Below are 23,448 nucleotides of genomic sequence, written 5' to 3' on the forward strand. Positions count from 1 at the left end.
CGGAGCAGGCGCTAGAACATCCCGAGTTCCAGCTTGGCCTCGTCGCTCATCATCTCACGACTCCAGGGGGGATCGAAGACGATCTCGGTATGCACCTTGCTGATCTGCGGGGCACCGAGGATCTTGTTGCGGGCATCGGCGGCGATCACGTCGCCCATGCCGCAGCCCGGCGCGGTCAGGGTCATGCGGATGGTGACGATGCGCTCGCCGGTGATCAGCCGCTCGATGCGACAGCCATAGACCAGCCCCAGATCGACGATGTTCACCGGGATCTCGGGGTCGAAGCAGGTCCGCAGCTGGTCCCACACGAACTGCTCGATCTCGTCCTCGGAGGCATCCTCGGGCAGGGTCGGGCGCGGCAGCGCCTCGAGGCCCAGGGCATCCAGGTTGGCCCCCTCGACCAGGTAGAGGCGCCCCTCGAAGCCCACGCTGACCGTGCTGCCCTTGGCCTGCATCACGCTGACGACGCTGTCCTCCGGCAGGGTCACGGTCTTGCCGAAGGGAATGGAGATCGCCTCCACGTCCCGCTGCAGGGGCAGCTCCTGGCCCTTGTGGAGGGTGGCAATCTGCTCGATATCGCTCATGTCGCTCCTTGATAGCCTTCAGCGCAGCATGCCGACGACGCGCTCGAGCCCCTCGACGAAGACGTCGATCTCCTCGGGCGTGTTGTAGGCGGCGAAGGATGCCCGGCAGGTGGCGTCCACCCCGAACTGTGCCAGCAGCGGCTGGGCGCAGTGATGGCCGGTGCGGATCGCCACCCCGAGCTGGTCGATCAGCAGCCCGATATCCTGGGAGTGCGCGCCGTCGACCACGAACGAGAGCACGCCCGCCTTGTCCGGCGCGGTCCCCAGGATGCGCAGCCCCTCGATGCCCCTAACGCCCTCGGTGGCATGCTCGAGCAGCCGGGCCTCCCAGGCGCCGATCAGCTCGAGGCCGATCTGCTGGACCCACTGCAGGGCGCGCCCCAGGGCGATCACCTCGGCGATGGCCGGGGTCCCGGCCTCGAACTTGTGGGGGATGTCGGCGAAGGTGGTGGGCGCCTCGAAGGAGACCGTCTTGATCATCTCGCCGCCCCCCTGCCAGGGCGACATCGCCTCGAGCAGCTCGGCCTTGCCGTAGAGCACGCCCACCCCGGTGGGGCCGTAGACCTTGTGGCCGGAGAAGGCATAGAAGTCGGCATCGATATCGCGCACGTCGATGGCCTGATGAGGCGCGGCCTGGGCGCCGTCGACCAGGATCCGCGCGCCGTGTTCGTGGGCCACCCGCGCCATCTCGCGCACCGGGTTCACGGTGCCGAAGGCGTTGGAGATATGGTTCACCGCCACCAGCCGGGTGCGTTCGGTGAACAGGTCGCGGTAGGCCGCCATGTCCAGCACGCCACGCTCATCGACCGGGATCACCTTGATGGTGAACCCGAGCTCCCCGGCCAGCAGCTGCCAGGGCACGATGTTGGAGTGGTGCTCGAGGCGCGAGATCAGCACCTCGTCACCGGGACCGAGGTTGGCGCGCCCCCAGCTGTTGGCCACCAGGTTGATCGCCTCGGTGGTGCCGCGGGTAAAGACGATCTCACGGGTCTCGGCGGCGCTCAGGAAGGCACGCACCGTCTCCCGGGTGCCCTCGAAGGCCGCCGTGGCCTCGTCGGCCAGGGTGTGCAGCCCGCGATGGATGTTGGCGTTGTAGCGACCGTAGTAGTCGTCGAACATCGCGATTACCTGGCGCGGGGTCTGGCTGGTCGCGGCGTTGTCCAGGTAGACCAGCGGCTTGCCGTGGACTTCCCGGTCGAGGATCGGGAAGTCGCGTCGCACCTTCACCACGTCCAGCGTCAGGTCGCTGAAGTCAGCCATGGCTCACTCCTCGTTCAGGGCGGCGGCGGTTTCCACCAGGCCGGCGAGGTTGAAGCGCTCGGGAAGCTTGCCCGCCACGGCCAGTTCGACGCGCTCGGCGATGGCGTCGAGGTCGACCTGCTCCAGCACCTCGCCGGCGAAGGCCAGGGTCAGCAGGCCGCGGGCCGTCTGCTCGTCGATGCCGCGGGTGCGCAGGGCGAACACCGCCTCCTCGTCGAGCTGACCGGTGGTGCTGCCGTGGGAGCACTTGACGTCATCGGCGTAGATCTCGAGCTCGGGCTTGGTGTCGATCTCGGCGCGGTCGGAGAGCAGCAGGTTGGCGTTGCTCTGGAAGCCCTCGATCTGCTGGCTGTCGCGCTTGACGATCACCTTGCCGTTGAACACGCCGTGGGCGCGGTCGTCGAGGATGCCCTTGTAGTTCTCGTTGGAGAAGGTCCGCGGCGCGTTGTGGTTGACCAGGGTGTGGTTGTCCACGTGCTGGCGTCCCTGACCATAGAAGAGGCCGTTGAAGTTGGCCTCGGCGCCCTGACCGTTGAGCTCGGCCACCAGGTCATTGCGCACCAGGCCGCCGCCCAGGTTCAGGTTGAAGGAGGTGTAGCGGCTGTCGCGGGCCTGCTCTATGTGGATGCTGGCCACGTGCAGGTCGGCCAGCGGCGCCTCCTGCAGCTTGTAATGGGTGAGGATCGCGCCACGGTCGAGGATGATCTCCTCCACCAGGTTTGTGAAGTTGGCGGCCTGCTCCTCGCCCACGTGATGCTCGATCACGGTGGCCTCGCTGCGGCCGCCCGCCTCGATCAGGATGCGCGGGTGGCTCATCACCGCCTGCTCACCGGCCCGGGAGAGGAACTGCAGGATGATCGGCTTCTCCACCACGGTGCCCGGCGCCAGGCGCAGCACTGCGCCCTCCTCCATGAAGGCGGTATTGAGCGCCGCGAAGGAGGAGAACTCGACCCCGGTGAGCCGGCCCAGCGGGCCGCCCACCGCCTCGTGGTTTTCCGCCAGGGCCGCCGAGAGCGGCACCAGCTGCGCGCCCGCGGGCAGGTCATCGAGCCGCGACAGGGCCGGGGCGAAGACACCATCGACGAAGGTCAGCCGGTGGGCCTCCATCGGCAGGGTCAGTCGCGCCGCCGTGGCCGGGGAGAACTCGGCCTCCGTGGCCAGGGCGAAGTCGCCGCGGGCGATGGCCCGCACATCGGTGTACTTCCACGCCTCGACACGACGGTGGGGAAAGCCCAGCGCCTCGAAGCGGGCGGCCCCGGCCTGGCGCCGCGCGGCGATCCAGGTCGGCTCGGCGCCGCGACCGGCGCGGTGCTCGCTCAGCCGATCGAGGAAGCGTTGCACGTCGCTCTGCACTGCGTCATTCATGCGGCGGTCTCCTCCTGCACCCAGTCATAGCCGCGGCTCTCGAGTTCACGGGCCAGCTCGGCATCGCCGCTCTTGACGATGCGGCCATCGACCAGCACGTGCACGCGATCCGGCACGATGTAGTCGAGCAGGCGCTGGTAGTGGGTCACCAGCAGGATGGCCCGATCCTCGGCGCGCAGGGAGTTGACGCCGTCGGCGACCACCTTCATGGCGTCGATGTCCAGGCCCGAGTCGATCTCGTCGAGCATCGCCAGCTTCGGCTGCAGCACCAGCATCTGCAGGATCTCGTTGCGCTTCTTCTCGCCACCGGAGAAGCCCTCGTTGACGGCACGCTGCAGGAAGCTGGTGTCCATCTTCATGGAGGCCACCTTCTCCTTGATCAGCTTCATGAACTCCGGTGCCGGGATCTCGCCCAGGCCCTGCGCCTCACGCTGGGCGTTCAGCGCCGCCTTGAGCAGGTAGATGTTTTTCACCCCCGGGATCTCCACCGGGTACTGGAAGCCCAGCAGCAGGCCGGCGCGGGCCCGCTCCTCGATCTCCATCTCCAGCACGTCCTGGCCCTCGAAGGTGATCGAGCCCTTCGTCACCTCGTAGCCGTCCTTGCCGGCGATCACCGCCGAGAGGGTCGACTTGCCGGCCCCGTTGGGGCCCATGATGGCGTGAACTTCACCGGCGTTGATGGTCAGGGTGAGGCCCTTGAGGATCTCGGAACCCTCGACCGTGACGTGCAGATCCTTGACTTCGAGCATGTTGACTACCTTTTCGATTCTGGCGAGCCGCCACCGCGACTACTTGAATGTTTTGACCTTCTCGCGAATCCGGAGAAACGCGCGAGCGGCGCCTGAACAAGGCGGAAGCAGGTGAGAGAAGCGGAGTTTACGAACGTAAATGAGCATTCTCGACCCTGTTTCCAACGCCGTGCAGGCGTCGCGCAGACGTTTTCTCAACCAACAGCGCCTTCGAGGGTGACGTTCAGCAACGCCTCGGCCTCCACGGCGAACTCCATGGGCAGCTCCTGGAAGACGTCCTTGCAAAAGCCGTTGACGATCATGCTCACCGCATCCTCCTCGGAGATGCCGCGGCTCTGGCAGTAGAACAGCTGGTCCTCGCCGATCTTGGAGGTAGTCGCCTCATGCTCGACGGTGGCCGTGCTGTTGCCGATCTCCTGATAGGGAAAGGTATGGGCGCCACACTGGTCGCCGATCAGCAGTGAGTCGCACTGGGTGAAGTTGCGCGCGCCCTTGGCCCGCGGCCCCACCTTCACCAGGCCACGGTAGGACTGGTTGCTGCGGCCGGCGGAGATGCCCTTGGAGATGATGCTCGAGCGGGTACCCTCGCCGATGTGGATCATCTTGGTGCCGGTATCGGCCTGCTGGCGGCCGTTGGTCACCGCCACGGAGTAGAACTCGCCGATGCTGTCCTTGCCGCGCAGCACGCAGGAGGGGTACTTCCAGGTGATCGCCGAGCCGGTCTCGACCTGGGTCCAGCTGATGCGCGAGCGGTCGCCGCGGCAGTCGCCACGCTTGGTGACGAAGTTGTAGATGCCGCCCTTGCCGTCCTCGTCGCCGGGGTACCAGTTCTGCACGGTGGAGTACTTGATGTAGGCATCCTCGAGCGCCACCAGCTCCACCACCGCCGCATGCAGCTGGTTCTCGTCGCGCATCGGCGCGGTACAACCTTCCAGATACGACACTTGGGCGCGGCTCTCGCAGATGATCAGGGTGCGCTCGAACTGCCCGGTGTTCTCGGCGTTGATGCGGAAGTAGGTGGAGAGCTCCATGGGGCAGGTCACGCCCTCCGGGACGAAGACGAAGGAGCCGTCAGTGAACACCGCGGAGTTCAGCGCCGCGAAGTAGTTGTCGCCCTGGGGCACCACGCTGCCCAGGTACTGCTTGATCAGTTCCGGGTAGTCGCGGATCGCCTCGGAGATGGAGCAGAAGATCACGCCCGCCTCGTGGAGCTTCTCCTTGAAGGTGGTGGTCACCGACACGGAGTCGAAGACGGCATCCACCGCCACGCCGGCCAGGGCCGCCCGCTCGTGCAGGGGAATGCCCAGCTTCTCGTAGGTCTCGAGCAGCTTGGGGTCCACCTCGTCGAGGCTCTGGGGCTTGTCCTCGTCACGCTTGGGCGCGCTGTAGTAGGAGATCGCCTGGTAGTCGATGGGCGGATAGTCCAGATGCGCCCAGGAGGGCGGCGTCATCTTCAGCCACTGGTGGTAGGCCTTGAGGCGCCACTCCAGCATCCACTCCGGCTCGCCCTTCTTGTTCGAGATGAAGGCGATGGTGCTCTCGTCCAGGCCGGGCGGTACCGTGTCGCTCTCGATGTCGGTCACGAAGCCTTCCTTGTACTCGCGACGGACAAGCTGTTCCATTTCCTGACTTGCCATGATGAATCCCCTCCCGGGCGGTTGGGTCGGCGAGCGCGGCTCGCCTCGGGTAGTGAAGTGCTCGGTTGCGTCAGGCCTCGGCGGCCAGACTCACGCTCTGAATGGGCAGCTGCACCGGCAGCTTGATCGGGCTGGTGTCGGCCAGGTGGGCCAGGGTCACGCTGTCGAGCAGGGTGCGGATGGCCAGCGAGACCCGCTGCCAGTTGTCCGCGACGCCGCAGGTGGCGGCCAGGTCGCAGTCGCCGCCGGCCTGGCTGCACTCGGTCATCGCCACCGGCCCCTCGATCGCGGAGATGATGTCGCTGGCGGTGATGCGGGAGGCGGGGCGTGCCAGGGAATACCCTCCCAGGGCACCGCGGCGCGACTCGAGCAGCCCCGCCTTGACCAGCATCTTCAGGGTCTTGCTGACCGTGGGATGGGGCAGCTGTACCGCCTCGGCAAGCTCCGCGGCCGCCTGGGGCTGGTCCGGGTGACGGGCAATCTGCGCCATCACCACGGCGGCGTAGTCGGTCAGCCGTGAAAGCTTGAGCAAGGCCTGACTCCCCGGGGGCATCTCCCCCTCATGTTCGATTGGGGACCATTTTAGTCCTGTATCATTTTGATGTGAAGCCCCGGGCGTCCAATCGCGTGGATCGCGGCACGTTCAAGGACGTTACCGACAATAACGATAATCGATCGCATTTGAATACCCATAGGAAGGAGTCCATCTGCCCGGGAGGCATCAGCACTGCCAATTCGTGCCATTGCGCATCCTCATCCACGGAAAAACAAATAGATAGGGTGCTCTGCTATGCTGTGATGCCTCGCATGGGGCATTTCGTCGCCCCCTCGCCCCTGCCCACGACATCGTCACGCCTCGGCACCACAGGGCCGTCGCCCGGTGGCTATGCTTGCCAGGGGACAGGGCTCGCAAGGAGAAACGACTTGGAACTGATTCAGTACGCACTGGACAACATCGACCTCTTGGCGACGCGCACCCTGGAGCACATCTCGCTGGTGGGGGTCGCCGTCGGCATCGCCACCCTGACCGGGGTGCCGATCGGCATCGCCATCACCAAGAACGAGCGCCTGGCCCAGGCCGTGCTCTATGCCGCCTCGATCATCGTCACCATCCCCTCGATCGCGCTGTTCGGGATCATGATCCCGGTGCTCTCGCTGATCGGCCAGGGCATCGGCTACCTGCCCGCGGTGATCGCGGTGCTGCTCTACTCGCAGCTGCCGATCATCCGCAACACCTATACCGCGATCAACAACGTCGACCCGGCCCTGCGCGAGGCCGCCCGGGGGATCGGCATGAGCCCCAACCAGCGCCTGCGCATGGTGGAGATTCCCCTGGCGGTGCCGGTGATCATGGCCGGTGTGCGCACGGCCGTGGTGCTCAACATCGGCGTGATGGCGATCGCCGCCTACATCGGCGCCGGGGGCCTCGGCACCTTCATCAGCCGCGGCATCTCCCAGTCCGACCCGCGACAGCTGATCGTCGGCGCCGTGGCGGTGAGCCTGCTGGCCATCATCGTCGACTACACCCTGCTCTACGTGCAGAAGCGCCTGACGCCCCGCGGCATGGAGCTCGACGCCTCCACCGCCTGACGGCGAGCCCCTGACGACCGAGACGACAAGGACCCCCGAATGATCCAACTCGATAACCTGACCAAGGTCTTCGACACGCCCAAGGGCGCCGTGGTCGCCGCCGACCACATAAGCATGAAGGTGCCCAGCGGCGAGATCTGCATCCTGCTCGGCCCCTCGGGCTGTGGCAAGACCACCACCCTGAAAATGATCAACCGCATCGTGACGCCGACCTCCGGCAAGGTGTTCATCAACGGGGAGGACACCACCGACCTGAACACCCAGGACCTGCGCCGCAACATCGGCTACGTGATCCAGCAGATCGGGCTCTTCCCCAACATGACCATCGAGGAGAACATCACGGTGGTGCCCAAGCTGCTGGGCTGGAACAAGGCCCGCTACAAGGAGCGTGCCCGGGAGCTGATGGCGATGATTGCCATGGAGCCCGATGCCTTCCTCAAGCGCTTCCCCAGCGAGCTCTCCGGTGGCCAGCAGCAGCGCATCGGGGTGGCCAGGGCGCTCGCCGCCGACCCGCCGGTGATGCTGATGGATGAGCCCTTTGGCGCCATCGACCCCATCAACCGGGCGGTGATCCAGGACGAGTTCCTCAAGATGCAGCAGGAACTCAAGAAGACCATCATGTTCGTCAGCCACGACATCGACGAGGCGATCAAGATGGGCGACCGGGTGGCAGTGTTCCGCGAGGGCAAGCTGGTGCAGTACTCCTCGCCCGACGACCTGCTGGCCGCGCCGAAGAACGCCTTCGTCGAGTCCTTCCTCGGCGAGGACCGCGCGCTCAAGCGGCTCAACCTGGTCAAGGTCGACGAGGTGGTCTCCGACGAGATCGCCACGGTGAAGCCCGGCGACACCCTGGAGACGGCGCTGGCCCGCATCGACGACTACGGCTATCAGAACGCCATCCTGATGGTGAACGACCAGCGCCAGCCGGTGGGCCTGATCACCCGGGCCAAGGCGCGCACCACCAAGGGCTACTGTCGCGACCACTTCGAGAACGTCCCGGCCACGGTGACCCTGGAGGACGACCTGCGCAAGGTCGCCTCGCTGATGTTCGCCCAGGACGCCACCTGGCTGCCCTGCGTGGATGACGAGGGGCGCGTCTGTGGCCAGATCACCCAGCGCGCCATGACGCACCACCTCGGTTCACGCTTCCGTGCCCGCGAGGCTGCCAGCCGGAATCCCGACAGCGCCGTCAAGGAGTGAGCCGATGCCGATCCAGAGCCTGAAAGGGGCCCTGCGTGCACTCCTGCTGGTGGCGATCTTCTTCGCCGGGGTATGGAGCCAGTCGAGCGGGGTCATCGATGACTTCCTGTGGTACCTGCCCGACGTGCAGTACCTGGCCATCCAGCACCTGTGGCTGACCGCGATCTCCGGCGGCCTGGCGATCCTGGTGGCCATCCCGCTGGGCATCGTGCTGTCGCGCCCGAGCATGACCCGCTGGGCGGAATCGCTGATGCAGGTGCTCAACGTCGGTACCACTATCCCGACCCTCGCGGTGCTGGCGCTCTCCATGAGCTTCCTGGGCATCGGCACCGTACCGGCCGTGTTCGGCCTGTTCGTCGCCACCCTGCTGCCGATCACCCGCAACACCTATGCCGGGCTCAAGGGCGTCGATCCGGCGCTGATGGAGGCCGCCGCCGGCATCGGCATGTCGGCGACCCAGCGCCTGCTGCGGGTGGAGCTGCCCAACGCCCTCTACGTGATCTTTGCGGGCATGCGTACCGCCCTGACCATCAACGTGGGCACCGTGCCGCTGGCCTTCCTGATCGGCGCCGGGGGGCTGGGCGAGCTGATCTTCACCGGCATCGACCTGTACGATCCGGTGATGATGCTGGCCGGCGCCATTCCCACCGCCCTGCTGGCGATCGTCGTCGATGCCCTGATCGCCACCGTCGCCTTCCTGGTGGTGCCGCGCGGGGTCAACCCGTCGCGCGCCTGATCGTTCGAACCGTGCTAGACCATCTGAAGCCACACGAGGAGAAAGACTCATGAAACGCCTGATGACTGCCCTGTCCGGCCTGGCCCTGGCCGGCGCCATGACCACCGCCGCTGCCGAGATCACCGTCGGCGGCAAGAACTTCACCGAGCAGCAGATCCTCTCCAACATGACCAGCCAGTACCTGGAGGGCCTCGGCTACGACGTGGAGAACCGCGCCGGCATGGGCTCCGCCGTGCTGCGCCAGGCCCAGGAGAACGGCCAGATCGACCTCTACTGGGAGTACACCGGCACTTCGCTGATCAACTACAACGACGTCACCGAACGCCTCGGCCCCGAAGAGACCTATGAGCGCGTCAAGGAACTCGACGCCGAGAAGGGCCTGGTGTGGCTGGAGCCCTCCGCGGCCAACAACACCTACGCCCTGGCCATGCGCGAGGCGGACGCCGAGGAGCGCGGCATCGCCTCCCTCTCCGACCTGGCCCAGGCGGTCAATGACGGCGAGGAGCTGACCTTCGCCCTGAACGCGGAGTTCTATGCCCGCGAGGATGGCTGGCGGCCGCTGCAGCAGGCCTACGACTTCCGCGTCAGCCGCGACGACGTCAAGCGCATGGATTCCGGCCTGGTCTATCCGGCCCTGCGCGACGGCGACGTCGAGGTGGGGCTGGTCTTCGCCACCGACGGCCGCATCCCGGCCTTCGACTTCCGCGTGCTCGAGGACGACAAGGGCTATTTCCCGGCCTATGCCCTGACCCCGGTGGTGCGCCAGGAGACCCTGGAGGCCAATCCCGAGCTGGCCGAGCAGATGAACGCGCTCTCCAGCCTGCTCGACGACGAGACCATGGCCGAGCTCAATGCCCGGGTCGACGTCGAGCGCGAGACCATCGAGGACGTGGCCCAGTCCTTCCTCGAAGAGAACGAGCTGCTGTAATCAGGACGATACGCTCCACAGGCCCGCTCCAGAGGGGCGGGCGTTTTTCAACAAGAGATAGTGCAATTCTATGCAACACATCTTGAAAGCAGTCATGACCGGCACCGTGATGGCTGCTACATCAGTGATGGCGCAAGCCGAGACAATTACCGTCGGCGGCAAGAACTTCACCGAACAGCTGATCCTGGCCGACATGACGGTCCAGTACCTTGAGGCCAAAGGCCACGATGTCGATGAGCGCTCGGGAATGGGGACTTCTGTGCTTCGCCAGGCGCAGGAAAGCGGACAGGTAGACCTCTATTGGGAGTACACCGGCACCTCACTGATCAGCTACAACAAGGTGACCGAGAAGTTGACACCTGAAGAAGCATATCAGCGCGTCAAGGAGCTCGATGCCGAAAAGGGCCTGGTGTGGCTGGAGCCTTCCGAGGCCAACAACACCTACGCGCTGGCCATGCGCGAGGACCATGCGCAAGAGCTTAGCATCACCTCTATTTCGGACCTTGCCGAAACCATCAATTCAGGAAATGAATTGGTACTAGCCTCGAATGCGACATTCTATTCCCGTGATGATGGACTTCGCCCGATGCAGGAGACCTACGGATTCGAGTTCGGCAGACGCAATGTCAAGCGTATGGATCAAGGGCTCACTCTTCCTGCACTTGACCAGGGAGAAGTAGACGTAGCCATGACCACCGCAACAAATGGCCGAATCCCGGCACTGGACTTGACGGTGCTGAAGGATGATCGTGAGTTCTTCCCTGACTATGCCCTGACCCCGGTGGTACGCCAGGAGACGCTGGAGGCAAATCCCGACCTCGCAGAGCAGATGAATGCGCTATCGGCACTACTCGACGACGAGACCATGGCAAGACTTAATGCCAAAGTCGATGTCAAGAAAGAAAGTGTTGAGGACGTGGCCCAATCCTTCCTCGAAGAGAACGAGCTGCTGTAACCCCCGGACACTGCCGGCACACGCATCGAGGCCGCCCCCGGGCGGCCTTCGTGTATCCGACCCATGAGCGACATTGAGCTTCCGATGCCCACCACCCATGCTCCCGTGGACTGGATCCACGGTACCGACCTTGCCGCCTTCGACCGAGCCCTGCTCACCCAGGCCAAGCGCTGCGTGCTGGACCTTGCCGGCGTGGCCGCCGGGGCCACCCGGACCGAACTTGCCGGTCATGCGCGCCGCTTCGTTGTCACCCAGCATGGCGGGGATCGGCCACTGCTCCTCGCCGCCGGCCGGTCCTCACCCACCGGAGTGGCCCTGCACGGCGCCTGGTTGATCGATGCCCTGGACGCCCACGACGGCCAGGTGCTGACCAAGGGACATGCTGGGGTCGCCCTGCTGCCGGGACTGCTTGCCCTGCCCGAGGTAGAGGCCCTGTCGGGCCGCGACTTCCTGGCCCTGCTGGCCCTCGGCTACGAGGTTGCCACCCGGGCCGGTATCGCCCTGCATGCCACCAGCCCGGACTACCACACGTCCGGGGCCTGGAACGCCCTGGGCGTGGCCGCCGTGGCCGGGCGACTGATGGGTCTCGACACCAACCGCCTGCATCATGCCCTGGGCATCGCCGAGTTCTATGGGCCGCGATGCCAGATGATGCGCTGCATCGACCACCCCGCCATGCTCAAGGACGGCTCCGGCTGGGGCGCCATGACCGGACTGTCCGCCGCCCTGCTGGCGCGCGACGGCTTCACCGGCGCCCCGCGCTGACCGTGACCACCCCGGAGGTCGAGGCGACCTGGGCCGACCTGGGGCGCCGCTGGTACCTGCATGAGCAGTATTTCAAGGCCTATCCGGTCTGCCGCTGGGCCCAGCCGGCGGTGGAAGCAGTGCTGTCGCTGCGCGAGCAGATCCAGGACCCGGCCGACATCTCGCATATCGAGGTCGCGACCTTCCACGAGGCCAAACGCCTGCATGTGGTGCACCCGGCCACCACCGAGCAGGCCCAGTACAGCCTGCCCTGGTCGGTAGCAGCCGCCCTCGCCCGCGGCAGCCTGGACGCCGAGGCCGTCACCGTTCTCGACGCCCCGGACCTCAGAACACTGGCCGCAAGGGTCGAGATCCACGAGGATGCGACCTTCAATGCACGCTTCCCCGCCGAGCGATGGGCCTTGGCGCGACTCCACCTGAGCGATGGCCGGGTGCTGGAGAGCGCGCCGTGCGAGGCCCTGGGCAACCCGCACAACCCGCTGCCCGACGAGGCGCTCACCACCAAGTTTCATGCGCTGGCCGACCCGGTCCTCGGCGAGCGGGCCGGCCCCCTGCGGGAGGTGATCCTGTCCCTGGAGGATCGCCCGGTCGGTGACCTGCTTACCCTGCTCGGGCCGCCCGGCAGGGAATGACCCGAGACGGTGGCGGGGCATCGACGCCCGGCCACCGTCTCGCTAGCATGACGCCACACCACCGGAGACCGCTGCGATGACGACTTCCTTCCTGCTGATGATGGGCGGAGCCCTGACCGTGCTGGCGGTGCTGCACTGGCTGCTGTTCCGGCTGGTCAAGCGGGCGATGGCTCGCTCCGCCGACAACGACCGATCCACGGACTGATATCCCCTCCACCAAGAGCTCCGATCATGCACTATCAAGACCGCCTGCGAGTGGGCGCCGCCCAGGCCAACGCCACCCTCGGCGAGGTGGATGCCAACCTGACCCAGCATCTCGACACCATCCAGGAGGCCTGCGACCAAGGGGTCGAGCTGCTGGTCTTCCCCGAGCTCTCGCTGACCGGCTACGGGCTGGGCAGCCGGGTGATGCAGGTGGCCATGCCGCTGGAGGATCCCCGCCTGCGCGAGCTGGCCCTGGCCTGCCGCGAGATGCAGACGGTGGTGGGCTTCGTCGAGGAAGCGAGCCCGGGCGAGTACTACAACGCCCTGGCCATCCTCCAGGACGGCGAGATCGCCGCGGTGCACCGCAAGCTGAACCTACCCACCTACGGCGGCCTCGAGGAGGGCAAGTGGTTCACCCATGGCAGCGAGCTCACCCATACCCCGGTGCGCCCCGGCTGGTCGGCGACCCAGCTGATCTGCGCCGACCTCTGGAACCCGGCACTGGTCCACGCCGCCCTGCTGCGCCGCCCCACGGTGCTCTGCGCGCCGATCAACTCGGCCTCGGGCATCGTCAGCGACGACTTCTCCAACGAGCAGAACTGGGCCCTGAACGTGCGCTTCTACGCCATGACCTACGGCACGCCGGTGATCATGGCCAACCGCTTCGGCCCCGAGGGGCAGAGCCACTTCTGGGGCGGGTCGCGCATCCTCGGCCCGCGCGGCGAGCTGCTGGCCGAGGCCGAGGAGCGCGAGACGCTGATCACCGCCGAGCTGTCACGCACCGCCATCGCCCGGGCCCGCTTCGAGCTGCCCACCCACCGCGATGCCGACACGCCGCTGGTGCGCGAGCTGATGGCCGGCTTCCGGTGAGCGGCCAGGCTGGAGGGCGATGATGCGCGAGGGTCCGGTCACGGTCTTCGGCGGCACCGGCTTTCTCGGCGACGCCATCGCCCGCGAGCTGGTCGAGGCAGGCCGCGCAGTGCGTATCGCCGCTCGCCACCCGGCGCTGCCCGCCTGGCGGGAGGACGGCGACCCGGTGGAACTCGCCACCGCGGACCTGCGCGACGAGGCGAGCATCGAGGCGGCCCTCTCGGGCGCCAGCGCCGTGGTCAACGCCGTCAGCCTCTATGTCGAGACCCGCGATACCAGCTTCGAGGCCATCCATGTCACGGGGGCCGGGCGGCTGGCCAGCCGGGCCCGCGCGGCAGGCATCGAGCGGCTGGTACTGGTCTCGGGGATCGGCGCCCGCCACGATTCCGCCTCGGCCTACGTGCGGGCCCGTGCCCGGGGCGAGGATGCGGTGCTGGAGGCGATGCCCCGGGCGATCATCGTCCGGCCCAGCGTGCTGTTCGGCCCCGGTGACGCCTTCCTGACCGGCCTGGAGGGCCTCACCCGGCTTCCGCTGGTCCCGCTGTTCGGGCGCGGCACGACCCGGCTGCAGCCTGTACACGTGGTGGACGTGGCGCGGGCCATCGCCCGGCTCACCGGCCACCCCGCCACCGCGCGGCGCCTCTTCGAGTTCGGTGGCCCCGAGGTGCTGAGCTACCGCGAGGTCCTCGAGACGCTGCTCGCCCACCTGCAGCGCGAGCGACCGCTGGTGCCGCTCCCCTTCCTCGCCTGGCGGCTGCTGGCGGCCCTGGCCACCTGGCTGCCCGGCCCGCCGCTGACCCGCGACCAGGTGATCCTGATGCAGGCGGACAACGTCGCCAACGAGGACGTCGGCGGCTTCCAGGACCTGGGCATCCTGCCCCATTCGCTGCGCGAGAGCCTGCCCGCCTGCCTGCCACGGAACTGACCCTCAGGCCTTCTTGACGAACTCGGACTTGAGCTTCATGGCCCCGATGCCCTCGATCCGGCAGTCGATGTCATGGTCGCCGTCGACCAGGCGGATGTTCTTGACCCGGGTCCCGACCTTCACCACCGAGGAGCTGCCCTTGACCTTGAGGTCCTTGATCACCGTGACCGTGTCGCCGTCGGCCAGGGGGTTGCCGTTGGCATCGCGGACCATCGCCTCCTCCACGGCCGGCTCGGCACCGGCGTCTCTCGACCACTCGTGGCCGCACTCCGGGCAGACGAGCTGGATGCCATCGTCGTAGGTGAACGCGGAGCCGCACTCGGGGCAGTTGGGCAGGTCGCTCATGATCGGGTCCTGTGCTGTGAAAGAGGGCGGCAAGCCTACACCGCTCGGCCCCGTCGCTCCAGTTCCGCCATCGCCGCGACGCGCCCATGGCGGTATGCTCAAGGGAGCCATCACCCACAGAACGAGGAGAGAGGATGAAGGTCGCGATCATGGGCAGCGGCGGCGTGGGGGGCTACTTCGGCGCCCGCCTGGCACAGGCCGGCGAGGAGGTCACCTTCATCGCCAGGGGCGAGCACCTGGCGGCGATCCGCCACCACGGCCTCGCGGTATCCAGCATCGAGGGCGACGTCACCCTCGCCCCGGCCAGAGCCACCGACGACCCGGCCGAGTTAGGCATCGTGGACGCGGTGATCGTGGCGGTGAAGGCCTGGCAGGTCCGCGAGGCCGCCGAGGCGATCAGGCCGATGGTCGGCCCCGGGACCCTGGTGCTGCCGCTGGAGAACGGCGTCGAGGCGGCCGACACCCTGGCCGAGGTGCTCGGCGAGGCGCCGGTGCTCGACGGCCTGTGCGGCATCCTCGCCTGGCGCGAGGGGCCGGGGCGCATCCGCCATGCGGGCGTCTCGCCCTTCGTGCGCCTGGGCACCCGGCACCCCGGTCAGGATGACCGGGCACGGCAGCTGCGCGACGCCCTGGACTGCGCCCCGGGCGTCAGCGCCGAGATGCCCGACGACATCCAGGCCGCGGTATGGAGCAAGTTCCTGTTCATCTGCGCGATGAGCGGCATCGGGGCCGTCACCCGGGCGCCCATCGGAGTAACCCGCACGCTCCCCGAGACCCGCTCGCTGACCGAGCGCCTGCTCGCCGAGATCGAGGCGGTGGCCCGGGCCCGAGGGGTGGCGCTGCCCGAGGACGCGGTGGCGCGGGCCATGACGTTCATCGACGCGCTGCCGGCCGAAAGCACCGCCTCCATGCAGCGCGACATCATGGCGGGCCGCCCCTCCGAGCTGGAGGCCCAGAACGGTGCCGTGGTGCGGTTGGGCCGCGAGGCCGGCGTCCCCACCCCGGTCAACGCCATGATCCATGCCGCCCTGCTGCCCCAGGAGCGGGCGGCACGCGGAGACGGTGCCTCCAGGTAGCGCGGGCTCAGTCGCCCAGGGCGGAGAGCCGGTCGGCCTGGACGACCTCGATCCAGTAGCCGTCGACGTCCTTGACGAAGACCACGTCCTTCATCTTGCCCTGGTCCGAGCGCTTGACGAACTCCACCTGGTTGGCGTCGAACCAGGCCTCGGCCGCCTCCAGGTCCGGTACCGAGAAGCAGATGTGGCCGAAGCCCTGGGGCTCGGCATTGCCGTCGTGATAGATCCGCCCCTGCTGGCGCTCGGTCCCCCAGTTGTGGGTCAGTTCCAGCACGCCGCGCTGGCTGAAGGTCCAGACGGTGCGTTCGCCGGTCACCTCGGGGACGGTCTCGCCGGCTTCCGGCCTTGCCAGGAAGTAGAGCGAGAACTGCATCTCCTCGAAGTCGAGCCGGCGCAGCACCCGCATGCCGAACACCCGCGTATAGAAGCCCAGGGATGCCTCGGGGTCCTTGACCCTGAGCATGGTGTGGTTGAGGCGAAAGCACTCGGTCTCGGGGGGCGGCGCCTGGACGCCGGGATACTGCTCACCTGCAAAGCTCATGTCGCAACTCCTTGATCGATGATACCTAGGAACCAGTGACGCGCCCGCCAACGCCGGGCGCGTCATGGACGCGCGTCAGACCTCGCCCTGCCGCATCAGCTGACCGATGTGCTCGGCCTGGCGGATGGCCAGCGACACGATGGTCAGGGTGGGGTTCTCTGCTGCAGAGGTGGTGAACTGGCTGCCGTCCGAGATGAAGAGGTTGGGGATCTCGTGGGCCTGGCCATAGGCGTTGCAGACGCCATCCTCGGGGCGCTCGCTCATCCGGCAGGTGCCGAGGTTATGGGTCGATGGGTACGGCGGCACCTCGTAGATGTCCCGGGCCCCCACCGAGCGATAGAGTTCGGCGCCCTGACGGTAGCCGTGCTCGCGCATGGCGATGTCGTTGGGGTGGTCGTCGTAGTGGACGTTGGCCACCGGCAGCCCGTAGCGGTCGGTGACGTCGGGGTTGAGGGTCACGCGGTTGCTCTCCTGGGGCAGGTCCTCGCCCACCAGCCACATGCCGGCCATGTTCTCGTACTGGTCGAGCGCGCCGGTGAAGCGAGGCCCCCAGGCACCGGGGTCGAGGAAGGCGGCCATGAAGGGCAGGCCCAGGGCCAGGGTCTCCATCTCGTAGCCGCCGACGAAGCCCCGCGTGGGGTCATGGCCTGCCTCGTCGGAGACGATACCGGCCATGGTGGTGCCGCGGTACATGTGCACGGGCTCGTCGAAGGTGGCGTAGACCGAGCCGGTCATGTGACGCATGTAGTTGCGCCCCACCTGGCCCGAACCGTTGGCGAGCCCCTCCGGGAACAGCGTGCTAGCCGAGTTGAGCAGCAGGCGCGGCGTCTCCAGGGAGTTGCCGGCCACCGCCACCAGCCGCGCCTGCTGGCGCTGCTCGTTGCCTTCCGCATCGAAGTAGACCACCGCCGTGACCTTGCCGCTGTCATCGTGCTCGATGCGCGCCACGTGGGACTCCGGGCGAAGCTCCAGGTGGCCGGTGGCAATGCCCTCGGGCAGCTCGGTATAGAGGGTCGACCACTTGGCGCCGGTCTTGCAGCCCTGAAAGCAGAAGCCGCGCTGCTGGCAGGCGGCGCGTCCGTCGCGCGGCGCGCTGTTGATGGCCATATGCCCGGTATTGCACGAATAGCCGAGATTCTTCGCGCCAGCGTACATCACCTTGAAGTTGTTGTTGCCGGGCAGCCCCTTGTTGTCGTTGGTGCGGGTGACTCCCATGCGCTGCTCGGCGCGGTCGTAGTAGGGCGCCAGGTCGTCGTAGGTGAGCGGCCAGTCGAGCAGGTTGGCACCCTCGATCTCCCCGTAATTCGTCAGCGCCGCGAACTCGTGGGGCTGGATGCGCAGGCTCGCCCCCGCCCAGTGCACGGTGGTGCCGCCCACCGACTTGACGATCCATGCCGGGAGGTTGGGAAAGTCCCTGGCCAGGCGGAAGCTGCCCGAGGTGGTACGTGTATCGAGCCAGGCGAGCTGGGCGAAGGAGGCCCACTCGTCGGCCAGGAAGTCCGCGGTGGTGTGCAGGGCGCCGGCCTCCAGTACCACCACATCGATGCCCTGCTGGGCCAGCTCGTTGGCCAGGGTACCGCCCCCCGCGCCGGACCCGATCACCACGACGACGCTGGCATCGTCATGGGCAAAGGTCTTCTGGTTGTCGGTCATTGCCATCTTGGCGTCTCCACATGCGTTGTTGTACTGGTCGACGGTCGCTCGGCGGTCACGTCAGGCCGTCGGTTCCTCGAAGGGCAGGTAGCCGCCCTCGGGCTGCGGCGGGTCGGGCAGCCAGGTGAGGTCATTGAAGCCCTTGCTCAGGTAGCCACCGTCGCCCTCCGCGCCCTCGTAGCCGAAGTGGGCATAGGCCAGGGGATTGTCGTAGAGCGAGACCACCGCATCGCCACGGATGGCCTCGAAGAAGGGCGTGCCGGCCATGGGAGCGAGGTGCTCGAGCCGCGCGGCGTCGTCCAGCGCCAGCCAGTCACCGCCGGCGGACCTGTCGAGCTCGGCAATGCCTTCGTCGAGGGTGGTGAGCAGCGCGCCCTCGACGGCCTTGCGATCGAGGGTCTTCACCACGTGGGCGTAGACGGCATCCTCGAGGCCCGCATGGGGAAAGATCTGCCGGGTGACCGCAAGCAGTGCCTCGCCCTGGCGGGAAGACAGGTTGTCGAGCGGCATCGCCCAGCTACGCGAGGGCGCCAGCAGCGCGATGGGGCCGCTGGCGAAGGCCAGGGTGCCGGCCAGAACGCCGCCACTCGCCTTGAGAAAGACGCGGCGGGAAATCGTGGGTGAACTCATGGCTGACCTCTCCGGGGTGGATGGCGCAGCGCCCGGGGAGGGTGAACCGCGCCTGACTTATTGTTGTAGGGAGTTGACGGTGGACCGGACCACCTCCAAGGAGAGTAGGCCCATGCATCGCGGGACGGGTAACAGCGGGTTACTACATCGACGATGGTCTAATGCTCATGGACGGTCACAGAGGGCAATGTCGAACGAGCCGGGTCGGATCCGGCACCCTGTTTCCTGCGGAGTGAATGTCATGTGCCACGTCTATGCCTCCACCGATCCCCAACGCTATGAATGCACCACCCGTTCGCTGCGCCTGCAGGGCAGCGTGACCAGCGTTCGACTCGAGAACGAGTTCTGGGAGATCCTCGATCACCTGGCCCGCAACCAGCAACTCTCCACCGGGCAGTTCATCAGCGAGCTCTACGGGGAGGTGATGGCCACCAAGGGGGCGGTACCCAACCTCGCCTCCCTGCTGAGGGTCGCCTGCGCCGTGCACCTGCACATTCGCGCCGAACCGGCCAGCCGCAGCGCCTGAGACCGCCGTCCGCCCTCTCCTCCCGCCATGTCCTGTCGGGCGACGCGCTGTTATCCTCCCGGGGTCTGCCGGATCGCCACAGGAGGAACCCGATGACCCGCCCGCGCATTACCCTCGATGTCTTCAGCGACTTCGTCTGCCCCTTCTGCTACCTGGAGGTCCCGGAGCTCGACGCCCTGGAAGAGCGTTTCGGGGACGTCGTGGCGATCCGCTGGCACGCCTTCGAGCTGCGCCCCGAGCCCGAGCCGACCCTCGACCCCGACGGCGACTACCTGCACGACACCTGGGAACGGGCGGTCTATCCCATGGCCGCGGAGCGCGGCATGACCCTGCGCCTGCCCCGCCTCCAGCCCCGTTCGCGGCTGGCCCATGAGGCCAGTGCCTGGGCCCGGACCCAGGAGGCCCTCCGGCCCGGCGCCGACGGCGCCATGCGCACGGCGCTGTTCCGCGGCTTCTTCGAGGAGAGCCTCGACCTGGCCGACCCCGAGGCACTGGTCCGCGAGGCGCAGACGCTCGAACTGGATGGCCAGGCCCTGCGCCAGGCCCTGGCCCAGGGCAACTTTCGCCAGGAGGTACGGATCGACCAGCAGACCGCCCGGGAGCTCGGCATCGGCGGGGTGCCGGGCCTGCGCTTCTCGCTGGACGGCGAGCACGCCGGCGTGCTCGAGGGTGCCCAGCCGCGCCGTCAGCTGTTCCTGGCGATGGAACGCCTGCTCGATGCCATGCGCTGATGTGATAGGCTATTCTCCCCCCACGGTGCCATCCCCCTGATATGCTGTAGCAGGGTCTCGCCCATATGCGGCGCACAACAGGGAGCCTTGCCGTGGCCGAACAGAACAGCGTGATCGCCTTCTATGACGAGCGGATGCTGGCCCATGAGCCGAATATCGAGGTGCCCTTCCTGCCGGGGCGCATTGACAAGCGAGTCCGCTCATTGCTGTCGGGCCTGGGCGTCCCCTGGAAGTATCCCGAACACCCCGCCCGGCTTACCGCCATCCGTCAGCTGCTGGACCTCGAGCCGCTCCCCGGGGTGACCTTCGAGGCCGGCATGGTCGCGACGCGCGAACAGCTGGCACGGGTCCACACCCTCTCCTATCTCGACAGCATCTACCAGCTGCGCGGCAAGAACGCCTGGCTGGACGTGGATACCACGGCCGTGTCACCCGGCAGCCTCGAGGCCGCCGAGATCGCCGCCGGCACCGCGATCGCCGCCGTGGAAGCGGTGGTCGAAGGGCGCGCCGAGAGCAGCTTCGCGCTGGTCAGGCCCCCCGGACACCATGCCGAACCGGTGCGCGCCCGCGGCTTCTGCCTGTTCAACAACGTGGCGGTGGCGGCGGCCCATGCGCGGGCCGTACTCGGCTGTCAGCGGGTCTTGATCATCGATTGGGATGCCCATCACGGCAATGGTACCCAGGACATCTTCTGGGCCGACCCGGATGTGCTGTTCTTCGATATCCACCGAGCCTCTCCCTTCTACCCCGGCACGGGGAACCTCGAGGAGGTCGGGGTGGGCCTCGGGGATGGCGCCATCATCAATGTCCCCCTGCCTGCCGATGCCGGCGACGCCGCCTATCTCAAGGCCTTCCACGAGATCCTGGTCCCGGCGGCCGAGTGGTTCCGACCCGACCTGATCCTGGTCTCGGCAGGATTCGATCCCCACAGCCATGACCTGGCGCTGAATGTCTCCTATGACGGTTTTTCCGCCATGACCGGCATCCTGCAGAGCCTGGCACGTCGGCAGTGCGGGGGCAGGCTGGTCTTCGTGCTGGAGGGCGGTTACAACCTGATATCGCTGTCGCGCGGCGTCAGGTCGGTGCTGAAGGTGCTGGCCGGCGATGAGCCACCGGAGCCGGGCCAGCGCGGCCTCGCCGAGGTGGAAGCCGCGGCGGCCTTCCATCGAAGTGCCTTCGTCGCCGAAGAGGATACGCCGAGCACTCCAACCGACGCCGGTCCGGACGAGCCATCAGGCACCCCATGAGTTGAGCGGCATCACTGCTCGCCTTGCCACTCGAGCACCAGCCGGTCTGGGCCATCGCGGCGTACCCGGGTACCGAGCGGCTTTCCCTCACGGTTCAGCATCCGGTACAGCCACTCAGCCTCCTTGCGGGGGGCTCGCTCGAGACGGAAATGGCGGCGCTGCAGGGGCACCATGACCAGCCGTTCCAGGCGGCCGTCCGTGGGGCAAAGGGAAGGGAAGTAGAGCAGGGCCAGGTCGTCGCGGAAGGCCTCATGGCCGGTGATGCCCTCGTAGTCATTGATCAGGTCACCGCAGCCGAAGAGGATCAGCCTGCCACGGTACACCTCGATGCCCAGCGGATGGTGGGAGGAGTGGCCCCAGACGAGGTCCACGCCGGCTTCGTCGATCAGCCGGTGGGCGAACGCCCGGTGCACATCGGGGATCGCGTAGCCCCAGTTGCCGCCCCAGTGCAGCGAGACCAGGGCCAGCTCCCCAGGCTCGCGCCCAAGGGCGACGTCCGCGGCGATGGTCGACACGGCAGCGGACGAGAGGTCGTCCAGCACGTTGACCCCGGGCCTGCCGTCACCGGCCGCCCAGTCGAGGGGCACGCCGCTGCTGGGCAACCCGAAGGCCAGCAGCCGCACCCGCCCGCCAGGGACCTCGAAGCGTGCCGGAACCCTCGCCTGACGCCGGTCAAGGCCGGCACCGGCCGTGGAGTAGCCAGCCTCCCCGAGCACCTTCAGCGTCTCGCATAGCCCGCGTCGTCCCCAGTCCTGGACATGGTTGTTGGCCAGCACGCAGGCATCCACCCCCGCCGCGGCCAGCACCGGCAGATTGGCGGGATGCATGCGGTACTGGATGCCCTTGGGCTCGGCATCGTCGCTGGTGGTGACCGACGTCTCCAGGTTGATCAGGCGCAGGTCGGGCGCCTGGCGCTCTAGCCACGCCAGGGCGTCGCCCCAGACGTAGGGGAAGTCGACGGGATGCGGGATCGGGCCGGTCACGCGCTCGGCCAGCCGGACATAGTCGACGGCCGAGGCCATGCAGGACTCGAAAATCCGGGGATCGCCGGGATGCGGCAGGACCTGGTCGATGCCGCGGCCGGTCATCACGTCGCCGGTCAGCCAGAGGGTCACGCCGGTCATCGTCTTCCCCGATCCGGGTCCCGGCCCCTACCCCTGCGAGGAGAGGGGCGCCCGGGGTAGCCGCTCCGGCAGGTGGGCCCGGATCTCCTCGGGGCCCAGGGCGGTGAGGTCCTTGTGCAGCTCGAGCACGATGCACTTCGCGACGGCGTCGGGCAGCGTCTCGCGCAGCAGCCCCAGGAAGCGCGGCGCGGCGCTGATGATCAGGTGCCGGAAGGCGCCGTCGTGCAGGCCGGCGGCCAGGCGCTCCGCCACCTCATGGGCGAAGCGGATCGCCTCCTGCTCCTTGGGCGAATGGTGCTTGCCCATGGCATGGCGTCCCTCGCCCATGGAGTCGAAGGCGCGTCCCGGGCTGTCGGCATTCAGATCCTGGTCATGCAGGCGGCCCTCGGGATTGGCCAGGTCCTCCACCTCGTCCAGCGGCCCTCTCGAGTCGGACGCCGAGAAGAGCCGTGCCCGTGCCTGATCGGCGACCACTACCCAGGTAGTGTCCATGTCGTTCCCTCACGCGAGGGGAGCCGGCAGGCCGGGCGTCCCGGCCTGCCGAGCTTCCCGGATGGTTACTTGATCTCGACCTTGCGGCGGTTGGCCTGCTTGAACTTGGGCAGCGTCAGCTCGAGGACGCCGTTCTTGAAGCTGGCGGCCGCCTTCTCGGCATCGATCTCGCTGGGCAGGGGAACCGTCCGGGTGAAGGAGCCGTGGGAGATCTCGGAGTGGAAGTAGTCGCCCTCTTCCTCCTTGCTCTCCTCGCGGTGGTCGCCCTTGATGGTCACCGCGCCATCGGTCACCGAGACATCGAGCTCCTCGCGCTCGAAGCCCGGGACCTCGGCGCGCACCACCACCTCGGCATCCCGGTCGATGACGTCGACCTTCGGCATGCCCTTCTCGAAGGCGGCGAAGCGCTGCCAGAGGGGGTGCTCCCAGCGTGAGGGCATCCAGCCGCGATCAAAGAAACTATCGAGCATCCGATCGAACTCCCGGAACGGACTCATCGCCCGGGACTCCGCCGGTTGGGAAGACTTCTCGGTCGAGACCGGGACATCCTTGGACGCTTTCTTGGCCATGTCGATGACTCCTCGAATGCATATCACGAATGGCGAAGCCGATGGATACTCGAGGTGCCGGATACCGGCAAGCACCACTGCCGTTCCTCGAGCAGGCCCGCCTCAGCATCAAGA

The 23,448-nt window shown here is 67.5% G+C and carries 27 protein-coding genes; 14 read left to right on the top strand and 13 right to left on the bottom strand.

What is annotated here, in order from left to right; genetic code table 11:
- Positions 1 to 11: 11 nt before the first annotated feature.
- From sufT to DFP85_RS10140, 6 genes are all read right to left on the bottom strand, one after another.
- Entirely contained in the window at positions 12 to 584 is a 573-nt protein-coding gene (gene sufT, locus DFP85_RS10115; protein WP_133636165.1) for a putative Fe-S cluster assembly protein SufT, read from the bottom strand.
- An 18-nt stretch (positions 585 to 602) separates the two neighbouring features.
- Entirely contained in the window at positions 603 to 1,844 is a 1,242-nt protein-coding gene (locus DFP85_RS10120) for an aminotransferase class V-fold PLP-dependent enzyme (RefSeq protein ID WP_133636166.1), read from the bottom strand.
- A gap of 3 nt (positions 1,845 to 1,847) precedes the next feature.
- Positions 1,848 to 3,209 (bottom strand): Fe-S cluster assembly protein SufD, encoded by a 1,362-nt coding sequence (gene sufD, locus DFP85_RS10125; protein WP_133636167.1) that lies wholly within the window; start codon positions 3,207 to 3,209, stop codon positions 1,848 to 1,850.
- Entirely contained in the window at positions 3,206 to 3,958 is a 753-nt protein-coding gene (sufC, locus tag DFP85_RS10130; RefSeq protein ID WP_133636168.1) for a Fe-S cluster assembly ATPase SufC, read from the bottom strand. Before sufC ends, sufD begins: the two co-directional genes overlap by 4 nt.
- A 194-nt stretch (positions 3,959 to 4,152) precedes the next feature.
- Entirely contained in the window at positions 4,153 to 5,595 is a 1,443-nt protein-coding gene (gene sufB / locus DFP85_RS10135; protein WP_133636169.1) for a Fe-S cluster assembly protein SufB, read from the bottom strand.
- Positions 5,596 to 5,665: 70 nt separating this feature from the next.
- On the bottom strand, positions 5,666 to 6,127 hold the full coding sequence (locus DFP85_RS10140; protein WP_133636170.1) for an SUF system Fe-S cluster assembly regulator: 462 nt from the start codon (positions 6,125 to 6,127) through the stop codon (positions 5,666 to 5,668).
- A 392-nt stretch (positions 6,128 to 6,519) separates the two neighbouring features.
- Here DFP85_RS10140 and DFP85_RS10145 point away from each other — a divergent pair, with 392 nt between their 5' ends.
- From DFP85_RS10145 to DFP85_RS10180, 10 genes are all read left to right on the top strand, one after another.
- A complete protein-coding gene (locus DFP85_RS10145) occupies positions 6,520 to 7,185 on the top strand; it encodes an ABC transporter permease (RefSeq protein ID WP_133636171.1) in 666 nt (221 codons plus the stop codon).
- A 39-nt stretch (positions 7,186 to 7,224) separates the two neighbouring features.
- Positions 7,225 to 8,385 (top strand): ABC transporter ATP-binding protein, encoded by a 1,161-nt coding sequence (locus DFP85_RS10150; protein WP_133636172.1) that lies wholly within the window; start codon positions 7,225 to 7,227, stop codon positions 8,383 to 8,385.
- Positions 8,386 to 8,389: 4 nt separating this feature from the next.
- Positions 8,390 to 9,121, top strand: a complete 732-nt coding sequence (locus DFP85_RS10155) for an ABC transporter permease (protein WP_133636173.1) — start codon at positions 8,390 to 8,392, stop codon at positions 9,119 to 9,121.
- Positions 9,122 to 9,170: 49 nt separating this feature from the next.
- Positions 9,171 to 10,049, top strand: coding sequence for a glycine betaine ABC transporter substrate-binding protein (locus DFP85_RS10160; RefSeq protein ID WP_133636174.1), 879 nt, complete (start codon positions 9,171 to 9,173; stop codon positions 10,047 to 10,049).
- A 94-nt stretch (positions 10,050 to 10,143) separates the two neighbouring features.
- On the top strand, positions 10,144 to 11,004 hold the full coding sequence (locus DFP85_RS10165; RefSeq protein ID WP_243737264.1) for a glycine betaine ABC transporter substrate-binding protein: 861 nt from the start codon (positions 10,144 to 10,146) through the stop codon (positions 11,002 to 11,004).
- Between the two features lie 84 nt (positions 11,005 to 11,088).
- On the top strand, positions 11,089 to 11,769 hold the full coding sequence (locus tag DFP85_RS19095; protein WP_243737265.1) for an MmgE/PrpD family protein: 681 nt from the start codon (positions 11,089 to 11,091) through the stop codon (positions 11,767 to 11,769).
- Positions 11,770 to 11,771: 2 nt separating this feature from the next.
- Positions 11,772 to 12,401, top strand: coding sequence for an MmgE/PrpD family protein (locus DFP85_RS19100; RefSeq protein ID WP_243737266.1), 630 nt, complete (start codon positions 11,772 to 11,774; stop codon positions 12,399 to 12,401).
- Positions 12,402 to 12,477: 76 nt separating this feature from the next.
- Entirely contained in the window at positions 12,478 to 12,606 is a 129-nt protein-coding gene (locus DFP85_RS19210; protein WP_279512933.1) for a hypothetical protein, read from the top strand.
- Positions 12,607 to 12,632: 26 nt separating this feature from the next.
- Complete coding sequence (locus DFP85_RS10175) at positions 12,633 to 13,475, top strand: nitrilase-related carbon-nitrogen hydrolase (RefSeq protein WP_133636176.1); 843 nt, start codon at positions 12,633 to 12,635, stop codon at positions 13,473 to 13,475.
- Positions 13,476 to 13,497: 22 nt separating this feature from the next.
- Positions 13,498 to 14,400 (top strand): complex I NDUFA9 subunit family protein, encoded by a 903-nt coding sequence (locus DFP85_RS10180; protein WP_133636177.1) that lies wholly within the window; start codon positions 13,498 to 13,500, stop codon positions 14,398 to 14,400.
- A gap of 3 nt (positions 14,401 to 14,403) precedes the next feature.
- On the opposite strand, the gene DFP85_RS10185 is transcribed toward DFP85_RS10180, so the two are convergent.
- The gene (locus DFP85_RS10185) at positions 14,404 to 14,745 is read right to left on the bottom strand and encodes a zinc ribbon domain-containing protein YjdM (RefSeq protein ID WP_133636178.1); all 342 of its coding nucleotides are present in this window, start codon (positions 14,743 to 14,745) and stop codon (positions 14,404 to 14,406) included.
- A gap of 134 nt (positions 14,746 to 14,879) precedes the next feature.
- Here DFP85_RS10185 and DFP85_RS10190 point away from each other — a divergent pair, with 134 nt between their 5' ends.
- A complete protein-coding gene (locus DFP85_RS10190; protein ID WP_133636179.1) occupies positions 14,880 to 15,821 on the top strand; it encodes a 2-dehydropantoate 2-reductase in 942 nt (313 codons plus the stop codon).
- 7 nt (positions 15,822 to 15,828) lie between these two features.
- Here the strand turns inward: DFP85_RS10190 and gloA are convergent, their stop codons facing one another.
- The 3 genes from gloA to DFP85_RS10205 all read right to left on the bottom strand — a co-directional run bounded on the left by gloA (position 15,829) and on the right by DFP85_RS10205 (position 18,645).
- Positions 15,829 to 16,362: a lactoylglutathione lyase gene (gene gloA / locus DFP85_RS10195; RefSeq protein WP_133636180.1), complete on the bottom strand. Its 534-nt coding sequence runs from the start codon at positions 16,360 to 16,362 to the stop codon at positions 15,829 to 15,831.
- A gap of 75 nt (positions 16,363 to 16,437) precedes the next feature.
- The gene (locus DFP85_RS10200; RefSeq protein WP_208108491.1) at positions 16,438 to 18,021 is read right to left on the bottom strand and encodes a GMC family oxidoreductase; all 1,584 of its coding nucleotides are present in this window, start codon (positions 18,019 to 18,021) and stop codon (positions 16,438 to 16,440) included.
- Positions 18,022 to 18,075: 54 nt separating this feature from the next.
- Entirely contained in the window at positions 18,076 to 18,645 is a 570-nt protein-coding gene (locus tag DFP85_RS10205; RefSeq protein WP_133636181.1) for a twin-arginine translocation signal domain-containing protein, read from the bottom strand.
- A gap of 241 nt (positions 18,646 to 18,886) precedes the next feature.
- Here DFP85_RS10205 and DFP85_RS10210 point away from each other — a divergent pair, with 241 nt between their 5' ends.
- The 3 genes from DFP85_RS10210 (at position 18,887) to DFP85_RS10220 (ending at position 21,149) form a co-directional block, all read left to right on the top strand.
- The gene (locus DFP85_RS10210; protein ID WP_133636182.1) at positions 18,887 to 19,171 is read left to right on the top strand and encodes a ribbon-helix-helix domain-containing protein; all 285 of its coding nucleotides are present in this window, start codon (positions 18,887 to 18,889) and stop codon (positions 19,169 to 19,171) included.
- Between the two features lie 92 nt (positions 19,172 to 19,263).
- Positions 19,264 to 19,902, top strand: coding sequence for a DsbA family oxidoreductase (locus DFP85_RS10215; protein WP_133636183.1), 639 nt, complete (start codon positions 19,264 to 19,266; stop codon positions 19,900 to 19,902).
- Positions 19,903 to 19,994: 92 nt separating this feature from the next.
- A complete protein-coding gene (locus DFP85_RS10220) occupies positions 19,995 to 21,149 on the top strand; it encodes a histone deacetylase family protein (RefSeq protein ID WP_243737267.1) in 1,155 nt (384 codons plus the stop codon).
- A gap of 11 nt (positions 21,150 to 21,160) precedes the next feature.
- Here DFP85_RS10220 and DFP85_RS10225 read toward each other — a convergent pair whose 3' ends face one another.
- The 3 genes from DFP85_RS10225 to DFP85_RS10235 all read right to left on the bottom strand — a co-directional run bounded on the left by DFP85_RS10225 (position 21,161) and on the right by DFP85_RS10235 (position 23,334).
- Entirely contained in the window at positions 21,161 to 22,273 is a 1,113-nt protein-coding gene (locus tag DFP85_RS10225; protein ID WP_133636185.1) for a CapA family protein, read from the bottom strand.
- Positions 22,274 to 22,300: 27 nt separating this feature from the next.
- Entirely contained in the window at positions 22,301 to 22,765 is a 465-nt protein-coding gene (locus tag DFP85_RS10230) for a host attachment protein (protein ID WP_133636186.1), read from the bottom strand.
- Between the two features lie 65 nt (positions 22,766 to 22,830).
- The gene (locus tag DFP85_RS10235; RefSeq protein ID WP_133636187.1) at positions 22,831 to 23,334 is read right to left on the bottom strand and encodes an Hsp20/alpha crystallin family protein; all 504 of its coding nucleotides are present in this window, start codon (positions 23,332 to 23,334) and stop codon (positions 22,831 to 22,833) included.
- Positions 23,335 to 23,448 lie beyond the last annotated feature (114 nt).

The organism is Halomonas ventosae (genome assembly GCF_004363555.1).
In the GTDB taxonomy this organism is placed as follows: domain Bacteria; phylum Pseudomonadota; class Gammaproteobacteria; order Pseudomonadales; family Halomonadaceae; genus Halomonas; species Halomonas ventosae.